Source organism: Streptomyces sp. NPDC046977, assembly GCF_040644455.1.
Taxonomy (GTDB): domain Bacteria; phylum Actinomycetota; class Actinomycetes; order Streptomycetales; family Streptomycetaceae; genus Actinacidiphila.
Map to the genome: position 1 here is coordinate 130,500 of NZ_JBEYWO010000003.1, position 12,275 is coordinate 142,774.

At 71.6% G+C, this 12,275-nt stretch carries 13 protein-coding genes; 5 read left to right on the top strand and 8 right to left on the bottom strand.

Features of this window, described 5'->3' with window-relative positions:
* Positions 1 to 8: 8 nt before the first annotated feature.
* Positions 9 to 938, bottom strand: a complete 930-nt coding sequence (gene pstC / locus ABZ883_RS05605) for a phosphate ABC transporter permease subunit PstC (RefSeq protein WP_360901984.1) — start codon at positions 936 to 938, stop codon at positions 9 to 11.
* A gap of 190 nt (positions 939 to 1,128) precedes the next feature.
* Positions 1,129 to 1,515 carry a hypothetical protein gene (locus ABZ883_RS05610; RefSeq protein WP_360901987.1) on the bottom strand — a complete coding sequence of 129 codons (387 nt, stop codon included), beginning with the start codon at positions 1,513 to 1,515 and terminating at the stop codon, positions 1,129 to 1,131.
* 488 nt (positions 1,516 to 2,003) lie between these two features.
* Here ABZ883_RS05610 and ABZ883_RS05615 point away from each other — a divergent pair, with 488 nt between their 5' ends.
* Positions 2,004 to 2,768: a calcium-binding protein gene (locus ABZ883_RS05615; protein WP_360901990.1), complete on the top strand. Its 765-nt coding sequence runs from the start codon at positions 2,004 to 2,006 to the stop codon at positions 2,766 to 2,768.
* A gap of 629 nt (positions 2,769 to 3,397) precedes the next feature.
* On the opposite strand, the gene ABZ883_RS05620 is transcribed toward ABZ883_RS05615, so the two are convergent.
* The 3 genes from ABZ883_RS05620 to ABZ883_RS05630 all read right to left on the bottom strand — a co-directional run bounded on the left by ABZ883_RS05620 (position 3,398) and on the right by ABZ883_RS05630 (position 5,668).
* Entirely contained in the window at positions 3,398 to 4,060 is a 663-nt protein-coding gene (locus ABZ883_RS05620) for a PH domain-containing protein (RefSeq protein WP_360901993.1), read from the bottom strand.
* Positions 4,061 to 4,127: 67 nt separating this feature from the next.
* Positions 4,128 to 5,105: a hypothetical protein gene (locus ABZ883_RS05625; protein ID WP_360901996.1), complete on the bottom strand. Its 978-nt coding sequence runs from the start codon at positions 5,103 to 5,105 to the stop codon at positions 4,128 to 4,130.
* Positions 5,102 to 5,668, bottom strand: coding sequence for a SigE family RNA polymerase sigma factor (locus ABZ883_RS05630; RefSeq protein WP_360901999.1), 567 nt, complete (start codon positions 5,666 to 5,668; stop codon positions 5,102 to 5,104). The genes ABZ883_RS05625 and ABZ883_RS05630 overlap by 4 nt, the downstream gene beginning before the upstream one ends.
* Before the next feature lie 132 nt (positions 5,669 to 5,800).
* Here ABZ883_RS05630 and deoC point away from each other — a divergent pair, with 132 nt between their 5' ends.
* Genes deoC through ABZ883_RS05645 form a run of 3 tightly spaced genes read left to right on the top strand, consistent with a single transcriptional unit; the run spans position 5,801 to position 9,244 of the window.
* On the top strand, positions 5,801 to 6,796 hold the full coding sequence (deoC, locus tag ABZ883_RS05635; RefSeq protein WP_360902002.1) for a deoxyribose-phosphate aldolase: 996 nt from the start codon (positions 5,801 to 5,803) through the stop codon (positions 6,794 to 6,796).
* 8 nt (positions 6,797 to 6,804) lie between these two features.
* The gene (locus ABZ883_RS05640; protein WP_360902005.1) at positions 6,805 to 8,310 is read left to right on the top strand and encodes an aldehyde dehydrogenase family protein; all 1,506 of its coding nucleotides are present in this window, start codon (positions 6,805 to 6,807) and stop codon (positions 8,308 to 8,310) included.
* A complete protein-coding gene (locus ABZ883_RS05645; protein ID WP_360902008.1) occupies positions 8,303 to 9,244 on the top strand; it encodes an aldehyde dehydrogenase family protein in 942 nt (313 codons plus the stop codon). Before ABZ883_RS05640 ends, ABZ883_RS05645 begins: the two co-directional genes overlap by 8 nt.
* Positions 9,245 to 9,302: 58 nt before the next feature.
* Here the strand turns inward: ABZ883_RS05645 and ABZ883_RS05650 are convergent, their stop codons facing one another.
* A complete protein-coding gene (locus ABZ883_RS05650; RefSeq protein WP_360902011.1) occupies positions 9,303 to 9,608 on the bottom strand; it encodes a hypothetical protein in 306 nt (101 codons plus the stop codon).
* 323 nt (positions 9,609 to 9,931) lie between these two features.
* Positions 9,932 to 10,285 carry a hypothetical protein gene (locus tag ABZ883_RS05655; RefSeq protein ID WP_360902014.1) on the bottom strand — a complete coding sequence of 118 codons (354 nt, stop codon included), beginning with the start codon at positions 10,283 to 10,285 and terminating at the stop codon, positions 9,932 to 9,934.
* A 224-nt stretch (positions 10,286 to 10,509) separates the two neighbouring features.
* On the opposite strand from ABZ883_RS05655, the gene ABZ883_RS05660 reads away from it, so the two are divergent.
* Complete coding sequence (locus ABZ883_RS05660) at positions 10,510 to 11,130, top strand: ATP-binding protein (protein ID WP_360902017.1); 621 nt, start codon at positions 10,510 to 10,512, stop codon at positions 11,128 to 11,130.
* A 138-nt stretch (positions 11,131 to 11,268) separates the two neighbouring features.
* Here the strand turns inward: ABZ883_RS05660 and ABZ883_RS05665 are convergent, their stop codons facing one another.
* Positions 11,269 to 12,111: a SigE family RNA polymerase sigma factor gene (locus tag ABZ883_RS05665; protein ID WP_360902020.1), complete on the bottom strand. Its 843-nt coding sequence runs from the start codon at positions 12,109 to 12,111 to the stop codon at positions 11,269 to 11,271.
* Positions 12,112 to 12,275: the final 164 nt, after the last annotated feature.

A 12,275-nucleotide genomic window follows, 5' to 3' on the forward strand; every position in this document is an offset into this window, starting at 1 on the left:
TCGGTCTCCTAGGAGTCGCTCGCCGCGCCGGAACGGCTGCGGGCGACGATCGACGACGCGGCGAAATTGACGACAAGGGTCATCAGGAAGAGCGCGAGGCCGGCGGCCATCAGCGCCGACATGCCGAACGGGGTGGCCTCGCCGTACCGCAGGGCGATCAGGGAGGAGACCGAGTTGGCGCCGTTCTGCAGGATGTGCGGCTGGATCGCGAAAACCGGCGAGATGATCATGTAGACGGCGATGGTCTCGCCCAGTGCCCGGCCCAGGCCCAGCATGGTGCCGCCGATCATGCCGCCCTTGCCGAAAGGCAGGACGACGCTGCGGATCATGCCCCAGCGGTTCGCGCCGAGCGCGTACGCCCCCTCCCGCTCGCCGACCGGCGCCTGCGAGAAGACCTCCCGCATCACCGAGCAGGTGATCGGCGCCACCATCAGGGCCACGACCATGCCCGCGATGAAGGTGGAGGAGGTGTACACCGTCGCGGTGGCGAGCGGGTCGTTCGGATCCGAGCCGTCCACCTTGAAGGCCGGTATCCAGCCGAAGTAGGTGGAGATCCAGCGCGAGACGGTGACCACGTGCCCCTGGTAGTAGAAGAGGCCCCACAGGCCGTAGACCACCGACGGCACCGCGGCCATCAGGTCGACGACGCTGATGAGGGTCTGACGGATCCGCGGCGGGGCGAACTCGGAGATGTAGAGCGCGGTACCGAGAGCGAGCGGCACCGCGAACACGATGGCGACGCCGGCGATGAGCACCGTACCGACGAGCACCGCCGCGATGCCGAAGTTGTGCGCCTCCGGCTCCCACGCCTGCGTGGTGATGAAGGACCACTTCGCGACCGACAACGCCTGCCAGGCCCGGTAGGTCAGGAAGCCGCCGACGAGCAGCATGATCGCCAGGACCAGGGCGCCGCCGCCGCGCAGAATAGCCCGGAACACGCGGTCGGACATGCCTGGGTCCGGGTACAGGCGTCTCGGCGGTCGAGGCGCCGGAGCCACTGGCTGTTCGGATATTCGCGTCGTCACGTGCTACGACACTTCTGGGACGCGGTGGACACCCGCGCACACGAATGTGAACGAGACGCCCCCTAGGGGCAACTTCCGGCAACAGCCGTGTGTGGATTTCACCTCAGTCGGCGTCGTCCCACAACGCCGTCCGCCCCGACCCGAGTTCGGTCAGGACCGCACGGAATCGGTCGTATGCCGTCCGGCACGTCGAGTGCCGCTCATAGGCGCGCGAGGCCACGGCGACGGATCGGCCGCTGTGGTCGCGCACCCGCCAGACCCAGCCGTTGCCCTCGGCGGAATGATGCAGTTCGCCGGGTAAGCCCTCGGCCTCCGCACACAGGTACTCGAACGCGGCACGGCACTCGCCGTAGTCTCTGTACACGATCGCGGCCACGGCGATCACCCGGCCGTTCGACGCGGTGAGCCGCCACGAGTAGGAGCCGTCCGCCTCGATGTCTATCTGGCAGCGCGTGCCCGGTACGGCCGCGCCCCCCTTAAGTGCCGCCATCCCCGCCCCTGTTGTCTGATGTCAGGAAACGTTGCATGTGCTGTTCATGGTTGAGCGCTCATGCAGCACACGCAGGGTAATCAGACAAGAGTGCACTGTGGTCGTGCCGGTTGCCTGCACGAGCCACGCTTCGCGGCGATGTTGCCCCTCGTTCATCCGGCGGACTCACAGGAACCCCACAGGCACGGGGCCCGCGCCGCCGGCCGGTCGCGGGGCGGCGCCCTCCGCCGGACGGTGGGGCAGGTCCGCGACGGCGCGTCCGTGGCCGCCGGGTCGACTGAAATTCGGATTGTGTTTCTCCTTCGGTTTCCCGGGAAATCGACGCGAACGATATTCCGCATTGTTTCCCCGGACGGAAATCGACGACCCGCTTCTCTCTTTCGGAGAAAACGTTCCGAACTCTCCGCAGGATGAGTACGCTGCACACGTCAATTCGAGTCTGCCAGGGGGAGATTGGCAGGCTGTGGCACTCACCTTGGGGAATTCGCATGCGTATTAGCTCAGTCGTCGCCGCCACGTCCGGCGTCCTGGCCCTGTCCGCTCTCGCCCTGCCGGCCGCCCAGGCGGACCAGAAGTACGGCGACACCGAGATCACCAGCGTGGTCGTCAACGACGGCCGGCCCGTCGTCGTCGGCACGACCGAGAGAGACTTCACCGTCAAGGTCACCGCGACGGACCCGTCCGGCCTGGAGCAGATCAACGCGTTCCTGTACCACGGCACGTTCGAGAACCAGGATGTCACCGTGCCCTCGGCGGCGGCCTGCGAAGCGACCACCGACACCACCAGCACCTGCACCCTGACCTTCACGCTCACGCCCGGCACCGTTCCGGCCGACGGCTCGCTGGCCGGCGGTTGGAGCCTCTCCGCCTACGCGATCGCTCCCGACAGCGACGCCGTCTTCCTGGACGCCGCCGCCACCTTCACCGTGCAGCGCGACACCCGTGTGACCGCCGACGCCACCCCCGAGCCGGTGAAGTTCGGCAAGAACCTCACCGTCAAGGGCAGCGTGCAGCACGCCGACTGGGCGGCGGGCGCCTACGCCCCGGCCGCGGCCGGCCGCCCCGTCGCGCTGCAGTTCCGCCTGGCCGACTGCGACTCCTGGATCACCGTCAAGACCGTCAGGACCGCCGCCGACGGCACCGTCTCCACCACGGTCCCGGCGCTCCTCGACGGTTCCTACCGCTGGTCCTGGGCCGGCACGGCCGACACCGCGGCCGCGGTCTCCGATGCCGACTACGTCGACGTCCGCTGAGCCCTGAGCAACCGCCGGCGCCGGGCCCCCACGGGGTCCGGCGCCGCACTCTTTCCCCCACCGGAGAATGCGGCGAGCAAGGGGGTCCCGCGGGGCAAATTCAAGATGAATCCGCCGGACCGGAAATAACTTCCGCGCGGAAGCAATGCGCGCGCCCGCCGCACGGAATTCGGTCCTGACGTGCCGTTCTTGTTTTCCGGGATCTCTTTTCCCGGGTGGATCATGCGGGGGCGGCCTATTGACGGAGAGGGCGTCCACGGGGTTGGGTCATTCGCTCTGCACGCCGTGCCCGGATGCGCGACGGCCAGGCGCGGCACTACATCTGAAATATCACCGGGCCCGGCTGGTGCCCGCTCGCCGTAATCCATGACCGCACGGACCGTCTGCCGTCCGCCGTCTGCCGTGTCCGGCGGACGGCAGAACAACCGGACGTCGGGACGACCGGAGGACCTGCCGTGCGGGGGCTCCGCGGAACGCCCCTCACCGGCGGCAGTCCGGCCGCACGGCTCCTCGCGACCCGGGCGAAGCCGGCAGGTGCCTCTCGGGAGCCCGGCCCCGAGCGGGACCGCCCGCGGTACTCGGGCGGCTGGACGCCTCGGGCGCCACCCGGCCCCGAGCGCCACGCCGGTTCACCCCAGGGCGAGCAGCACCACCAGGGCGATCGCCCCGGCCACCGCGGGGGCGATCACCTCGTACGCCCAGCGCACCGTGACCTCGCCCTGGGCGGTGCCCCGGCCCCCGTTCTTCTCCGCGAGCTCCCGCAGGTCGGCGACGACCTGGTCGGACCAGGCCCGGGTGGGGGCGGCGGGGTCCGGCGCGCCGAAGCGTCCGTTGGCCGTCGCGCCCGGCGCCTTTCCGGACGCCGCCCGGGACTGGGCCCGCGCCGCGCGCTTGCGGGCGCGCATCGACACCGGGACCGCCCACAGCTGGTACTTCTTCGCCCCGGCGAACAGCTCGGTGGAGTACCCGGCACGCAGCCCTTCCACCGCCGCCCAGGGCGCGACGATGGTCCGGAAGGGATTGCGCACCCGCAGCCGGTCCTCCCCCGCGAACACCACCGGGCGCAGGCTGAAGGCGATGATCAACGGCACGACCAGCACCAGCAGCGCCAGGGCGACCCAGGGAGTGCGGCCGTCGCCCCGGACGATCGCGTCGATGCCGAGCCACAGCGCGATGGCGAGCATGACCACACCACCGGCGATACCGGCCGACGAGCGGTAGGACCGGTCGGCGTACTTCGGCTGCCCCGGATCGGGCTGCGGGTCGGGGGCGGGGGTCTGCGAGCTCGTCATGAGATCAGATTGTGCCCGACGGGCCGCCGCTGCCTCGCGGGACGGAGGTTGCGTTAGTGCATCGGCGTCAGCCACTCACCTTCTGCTCGTACGCGGTGTCCTGCCGCGAGTCGTAGACCAGCGTGCCCGCCGCGTCGTAGCCCCTGACGCGCGGCGCCGAGGTCACGGGCTCGGTGAGTATGCCGGAGGCCGCGTAGTAGCCGTGGTCGAGCGTGGCCTCCTCGGTGACGCCTCCGTAGGAGACGGTGACCCGGGCGACCTGGGGTTCGACCGTGCCGATGCTGCCCCAGCGGTAGGGGAAGCTCCATCCGTGGCCGGGGCGCACCGCTTGCTGGTAGAGGCTCGAGGCCTTGATCTCGGGTGCGACCGGACCCCGGGCCGGGACACCACCGCCCGCGGTGTTGAGGCCGGCGACCGTGCCGTCCCCCGTCACGACGCAGATCCAGAGGTGGGCCTTGGAGCGCTTCCTCTCGGTCAGGACGACGGTGATGGCGTCCCCCGGCGCGGTGTTGTCACCAGTGGCCCTCATGGCGAGGATCGCCCGGTACTGCCCGGCCGCGCCGGAGTCGTCCCGCTGGGCATTGCCCTGGGGCTGGTGCCCCCGGTCGATGCGCAGGCAGCTGTCGGCCGCGTCGTGGGCCTGCCGCATCGTGATCCCGGCGGCAAGCTGCACCGGCGTGACCGGCACGGCGGACTGCGGACGTACCGTGCCGGCGGCCGGCCGCGCGCTCGCCCCGCGCCCGTCCGGCTGGAAGTGCACGGCCACCGCCGCCCCCGGCACCGCCACCAGAGCCGCCAGGCCCGCTCCGGCCGCGGCCAGACGACGGCGGCGGTCGGTCCTGCCCTGCCGCACGATCGAGGCGTAGGGCGCCTCCCCGGGACGGAGTCCGTCCGTCTCCCGCTCCAGCAGATCGCGCAGCCTCGCCTCGAACGGGGTGTCCTCCGACTCTTCCGCCGCCCCGCTCCCGCTGTCCGCGCCGCCCGGACGGTCCTGCCGGTCCTGCCGGTCCCGTCCGGTCGGTCCGTCCTGCTCCATGCCGCTCATCGGCCCCTCCTCCTGCCTGTGCCTGCCTCGCCGTGTCGCGCCGGCCCCTCTTCCGGGCCGGCGCCCGCCATCACCGCTTCCGCCCCCAGGTGGCCGCGGAGTTTGGCCAGGCCCCTGGCGGCCTGGCTCTTGACCGTCCCCACCGTGCAGCCCAGTACCGCGGCGACCTCGCTCTCCGACAGGTCGTCCCAGTAGCGCAGGACCACCACCGCCCGCTGCCGGGCGGGGAGTTCGCCGAGCGCGTCCAGCAGCACCTCGCGCTGGGCGATCCGCGCCGTAGGATCGGCCCCCGGGCCGTCCGGTGGTGCGTCGACCAGCCGCTCCGGCACCCGTTTCTTGCGGAACCGGTCGTTGTTGCAGGTGATCAGGATCCGGCGCACATAAGCGTCGGGGTTGTCCCTGCGCTGGAGCCTGCGCCAGGACCGGTAGGCCTTGGCGAGCGCCGTCTGGGCCAGGTCCTCGGCGTGATGCCTGTCACCTGTGAGGAGATAGGCGGTCCGCACCAGATGGGCCCATCTGGCACGGACGTAGCCTTGGAACTGCGCCTCGTCGTCCGGATTCATCAATGACCCCCTTCACCTCCCAGACCACCGGTTGCGTGAAATCGGTTGCTCGGCCCGGCCCGCCGGTCCTCACGAATCCCCCACTCGGGTGGTGACATGCGCTACGCGCGTAGATATGCTCATGTGGTGACCATGCCCACCACAGTTCCCGCTCACGGCCCGGATGCCGCGGCGAGGCTGGCGTCGATGTCCGACGTCACGTCCTCCGACGCCGCGCTGCGCCGCTTCCTGCACGGGCTGCCCGGCGTCGACGCGGTCGGCCTCGAGGCCCGCGCCGCCAGCCTCGGCACCCGCTCGATCAAGACCACGGCGAAGGCGTACGCCATCGACCTGGCGATCTCCATGATCGACCTGACCACGCTCGAGGGCGCGGACACCCCGGGCAAGGTCCGGGCGCTGTGCGCCAAGGGCGTCACGCCCGACCCGACCGACCGCACGGCCCCCCAGGTCGCCGCGATCTGCGTGTACCCCGACATGGCCGCGATCGCCAAGGAGTCCCTCGGCGCCTCCGGCGTCCGGGTCGCCTCCGTCGCCACCGCCTTCCCGGCCGGCCGCGCCGCGCTGCCCGTCAAGCTCGCCGACACCGCCGACGCGGTGGCCGCCGGGGCGGACGAGGTCGACATGGTCATCGACCGGGGCGCCTTCCTCTCCGGCCGCTACCTGAAGGTCTTCGAGGAGATCAAGGCAGTCAAGGAGGCCTGCCGCCGCCCCGGGGGCGGCGCCGCCCGGCTCAAGGTGATCTTCGAGACCGGTGAGCTGGCGACGTACGACAACATCCGCCGTGCCTCCTGGCTCGGCATGCTCGCCGGCGCCGACTTCATCAAGACCTCGACCGGCAAGGTCGCGGTCAACGCGACCCCCGCCAACACCCTGCTGATGCTGGAGGCCGTGCGCGACTTCCGCGCCGCCACCGGCGTCCAGATCGGCGTGAAGCCCGCCGGCGGCATCCGCAGCTCCAAGGACGCCATCAAGTTCCTGGTGCTGGTGAACGAGACCGTGGGCGACGAGTGGCTGAGCAACGAGTGGTTCCGCTTCGGCGCCTCCAGCCTGCTGAACGACCTGCTCATGCAGCGCCAGAAGCTGAGCACCGGCCGCTACTCCGGTCCCGACTACGTGACGGTGGACTGAGACCTCCCATGACCAAGAACACGCAGACCCCGCAGAACACGCAGAACCCGCTGACGAGCGCGGCCCCGCAGCCCGGTCCGGGCTCCGCCTTCGCGTACGCGCCCGCGCCGGAATCCCGTTCCGTCGTCGACATCGCGCCCTCCTACGGCCTGTTCATCGACGGCGAGTTCACCGAGGCCGCCGACGGCAGGGTCTTCAAGACCGTCAGCCCGTCCACCGAGGAGGTGCTCTCCGAGGTCGCCCGGGCCGGTGAGGCGGACGTGGACCGCGCCGTGGGGGCCGCCCGCCGCGCCTTCGCCGGATGGTCGGCGCTGCCCGGCTCCGAGCGCGCCAAGTACCTGTTCCGCATCGCCCGGATCGTCCAGGAGCGCTCGCGCGAGCTGGCCGTGCTGGAGACGCTGGACAACGGCAAGCCGATCAAGGAGACGCGCGACGCCGACCTCCCCCTGGTCGCCGCGCACTTCTTCTACTACGCCGGCTGGGCGGACAAGCTCTCGCACGCCGGCTACGGCCCGAACCCGCGCCCGCTGGGCGTGGCCGGCCAGGTCATCCCGTGGAACTTCCCGCTGCTGATGCTGGCGTGGAAGATCGCCCCGGCGCTGGCGGCAGGCAACACCGTGGTCCTCAAGCCCGCCGAGACCACACCGCTGTCGGCGCTGTTCTTCGCCGACATCTGCCGCCAGGCGGGACTGCCCAAGGGCGTCGTCAACATCCTCCCCGGCTACGGTGACGCCGGTGCCGCGCTCGTCGCGCACGAGGACGTGGACAAGGTCGCGTTCACCGGCTCCACCGGGGTCGGCAAGCAGATCGCCCGCGCCGTGGCCGGCACGAAGAAGAAGGTCACGCTGGAGCTGGGCGGCAAGGGCGCCAACATCGTCTTCGACGACGCCCCGGTCGACCAGGCCGTCGAGGGCATCGTCAACGGCATCTTCTTCAACCAGGGCCAGGTCTGCTGCGCCGGCTCCCGGCTGCTGCTCCAGGAGTCGGTGGCCGACGAGATGCTGGACGCGCTCAAGCGCCGGCTGTCGACGCTGCGCGTCGGCGACCCGCTGGACAAGAACACCGACGTCGGCGCCATCAACTCGGCCGAGCAACTGGCGCGGATCACCGCGCTCGCCGACGCCGGCGAGGCCGAGGGCGCCGAGCGCTGGTCGCCCGCGTGCGAACTGCCCTCCTCCGGCTACTGGTTCGCCCCGACGCTGTTCACCGGTGTCACCCAGGCGCACCGCATCGCCCGCGAGGAGATCTTCGGCCCGGTGCTGTCGGTGCTGACCTTCCGCACCCCGGCCGAGGCCGTGGAGAAGGCCAACAACACCCCGTACGGTCTGTCGGCCGGCATCTGGACGGAGAAGGGCTCGCGCATCCTGTCGGTGGCGAACCAGCTCCGCGCGGGTGTGGTGTGGGCCAACACGTTCAACAAGTTCGACCCGACCTCGCCCTTCGGCGGCTACAAGGAGTCGGGCTTCGGCCGCGAGGGCGGCCGCCACGGTCTGGAGGGGTACCTCGATGTCTGAGAAGGCAGAGAAGGCGGACAAGGCGGAGAAGGCAGAGAAGGCAGAGTCGGTGCGGCTGTCCGTCTTCAAGACCTACAAGCTGTTCGTCGGGGGCAAGTTCCCCCGCAGCGAGAGCGGGCGGGTGTACGAGGTGACCGACTCCAAGGGCGAGTGGCTCGCCAACGCCCCGCAGTCCTCGCGCAAGGACGCCCGTGACGCGGTCTCCGCCGCCCGCAAGGCCGTCGCCGGCTGGTCCGGCGCGACCGCGTACAACCGGGGCCAGGTCCTCTACCGCGTCGCGGAGATGCTGGAGGGCCGCCGGGACCAGTTCGTGCGCGAGGTCGCCGAGGCCGAGGGGCTGTCGAAGTCCAAGGCGGCCGCCGTCGTGGACGCCGCGATCGACCGCTGGGTCTGGTACGCGGGATGGACGGACAAGATCGCCCAGGTCGTCGGCGGCGCCAACCCCGTGGCGGGGCCGTACTTCAACCTCTCCAGCCCCGAGCCCACCGGTGTCGTGGCGGTCCTCGCGCCGCAGGAGTCGTCCTTCCTCGGCCTGGTGTCGGTGATCGCCCCGGTGATCGCCACCGGCAACACGGCGGTCGTCGTCACGAGCGAGAAGGCCCCGCTGCCCGCGCTGTCGCTGGGTGAGGTGCTGGCCACCTCGGACGTGCCCGGCGGTGTGGTCAACCTGCTGTCCGGCCGGACGTCCGAGATCGCGCCGACGCTCGCCTCGCACCAGGACGTCAACGCCATCGACCTCGCGGGCGCTGCTCACGACGCGGAACTGGCCCGGGAGCTGGAGGTGGCCGCCGCCGACAACCTCAAGCGGGTGCTGCGTCCACAGCCCGTGGACTGGGCGGCCGAACCCGGCACGGAGCGCATGACCGCGTTCCTGGAGACGAAGACCGTGTGGCACCCGGCGGGTGCGGGCGCGGGCTCCGGCTCCGCCTACTGAACCGGGCTCCCCGGCGGCCCCTCCCGCCGCCGGGGAGCCCGTGGCACCACGGCCGCGCTCACCCGGCGCCCCCCGCGGCGCCGGCCTCGCCCGTCGTCGTGCCGGCGAGTAAGGAGACGAAGCGCTCGTACGCCGTCTGGCAGGTCGAGTAGCGCTCGTAGGCGCGGGGGGAGACGGCCAGCGTGCGGCCCTGCGCGTCGCGGGCGGACCAGCACCAGCCGTTGCCGTCCCCGGGGGCGTGCAGCATCACACAGGCGAGGCCGCCGATCCCGCTCTTGAGGAGCGTGAAGTCCGCGAGACAGGCGTCGGGATCCGGCCTGCTCTCGGCCGCCACCGCCACCACCCGGCCGTTGTAGGCCTTCATGCGCCAGTGATGGCCCCCGTCCGGGGACCGCTCGACGCTCCACCGTGCCCCCGGCGCAGGTCCGCGGTCCCTGCGTGCCGCCATCACCTGTACCCCACCCCATCTCCCCGTCGGACCCGAGCCGCCGCCCTGGCTGATCTCGGTTCGCGGAATGTAGTGGTCGGTGCGGCGCCGGACGCCCCATCGGTCCGAATACAGAAAGGGCTTCACGCCGAAGTTGTCCCTCATTCACGCGGGACGACACGCCCCGCCTGACCGAAAGTCGCTGGTCGGAGCGGGGCGAAGCGGAAACCCGGTCAGCGGGGTCAGTGGCGCCGGCGCGGTCAGTGCCCCTGGAGCTTGCGCACCAGGCCGCCGACGAGCGGCAGTTCGGCGACCGAGCGGCTGTCGGCGACCGGCTTGGTGAGCATGGCGGTGGAGACCGGCTTGAAGTCGCTGACCTGCGAACCCACCGCGTTGTCCAGCGGGTTGACGCTGGTGCGCGCCAGCGGGTTGACCGGCAGGTAGTTGATGGTGCCGACGAGGGCCGACGCGGTCTCCTTGCCGGCCTTGTCGGAGCTTCCCTGCCCGTCGGGCTGCGCCGCGCCCGCCTGCGCCGCCCCGGCCACCGTGAGGGCGGCGACGGACGACACGGCGAGGGCTGCGGCGCGGAGAAGGGTACGGGGGAGCTGCGGCATCGAGAGTCCACCTGCCTGGTCGCTGAACCGGTGCCGGGCCGGAGACGCCGAAAGAGGCTCGTTCGCCTCCGGGGCACCCTGTGCCGGTGCTCACTCGCTCGCGGGCCGTCGGCCGTCTCCGTGCGCGACGATGTCGCCACCGACGGTATGCGGTTGAACATCACGCGTCCAAAACATGTCCCCGCGGGTCACTCCAAAGGCCGAATGCCTCACACTGGTGTTCCGTGAGCTCCCACCCCGCCGCCCGCGTGATCCTGCTGACCGGTCCCTCCGGGTCCGGCAAGTCCTCCCTCGCCGCCCGCACCGGGCTGCCGATCCTCCGCCTGGACGACTTCTACAAGGAGGGCGACGACCCGACCCTCCCGCGGCTCGCGAGCGGCGCCGGCACCGACTGGGACTCGCCCGTCTCCTGGAACGCGGACGCCGCCGTCACCGCCGTCGCCGAACTGTGCGCGACCGGGCGGACCGAGGTCCCCGACTACGACATCTCCTCCAGCTCGGTGATCGGCCGCACGGCCGTGGAGCTGGGCGGGGCACCGGTGTTCATCGCCGAGGGCATCTTCGCCGCCGACATCGTCGCGCGCTGCGCCGGCCTCGGCCTGCTTGCCGACGCCCTGTGCCTGAGCCGGGGAGCGGTCACCACCGCCCGCCGCCGCTTCGTGCGGGACCTGCGCGAGGGCCGCAAGTCGGTGCCCTTCCTGCTGCGCCGCGGCTGGAACCTGATGCGGGCCGAACGGCGCATCGTGGCACGGCACTCGTCCCTCGGGGCCCATGTGTGCGACCGGGACGAGGCGCTGGACCGGATCGCCGGTGCGCGATTCACGCCGGTTCCCGTTCAGGTCTGAACGGATCGGCGCGCGCGCCCGTACACATGCACGAGGGAGCGGTGCGCACGGACCCCCCGCCGTACGCGACCGCTCCCTCTCCCCCGTCCCCCCGCGGTGGAGCCCCCGCTCCCCCGCTCCCCCCGGGGCTCCGCGGCGTCAGGCCACCAGCTCGCCGAACGCCCCTTCCTCGTCGACGCCCGCGCTGAGCGTCTGGTCCTCGCGCAGCCGGCGCAGGGAGCGCCAGATGCTGCTCTTCACCGTGCCGACGCTGATGCCGAGGATGTCGGCGATCTCCGGGTCGGTCCGGCCCTCGTAGTAGCGGAGCACCAGCATCGTGCGCTGGGTCTCCGGCAGCTTGGCGAGCGCCTGCCAGAGCACCGCGCGCAGCTCGGTGCCGCGCATCTCGTCGGAGTCGCCCACCGTCTCGGGCAGTTCCTCGGTCGGGTACTCGTTGAGCTTGCGGCGCCGCCAGGCGCTGATGTGCAGATTGGTCATGGTGCGGCGCAGGTAGCCCCCGACCGCAGCCTTGTCGCTGATCCGGTCCCAGGCCCGGTAGGTGGAGAACAGCGCGCTCTGCAGCAGGTCCTCCGCCTCGAAACGGTCACCGGTCAGGTGGTACGCGGTCGCGTACAGAGAGGCCCGGCGCTCCTGGACGTAGGCGGTGAAGTCCGCCTCCGCCGAGAGCCGCCGCTCCCCCTCGCCGCCCGTGGCCGGGCCGGCGAGATCCCCCGAGGCCCCCGTGGCCTCTCCGTACGCGACACCCCCGTGTCCCCCGTGACCGCCCTCGATCGCCGTGAAGTACGGCGGCCGGTTGCGGATCACCCCACGCCCGGTGCCACGAGCGCACCCCCGCCCGCCCGTGGCACCGGACTTCTCCACGCCCCGCCCCGCGGTGTGCACCGCGGCGGCCGGGCGAAGCTCTTCCCCACGGACCTGCTGGTGGGAGACGAGCGGGAGCGGCTGAAGTACTGCCGTCGTCGTGCTGTGCAGTGCGTTCATTTCGCGCCCCCGTGGGTGGAGCCTGCCTGGTGTCTGTCTCGGTCCGGCAGGAGCTCCCCCAGGGACGCCCTCGCCGTGACCAATAGACTGCCGGGCCAGTTTCATGACGCTGTCCGCCGAGTGTCACAGGCCCGTCACAGACGCCACAGGTACCTTCCGCGGCC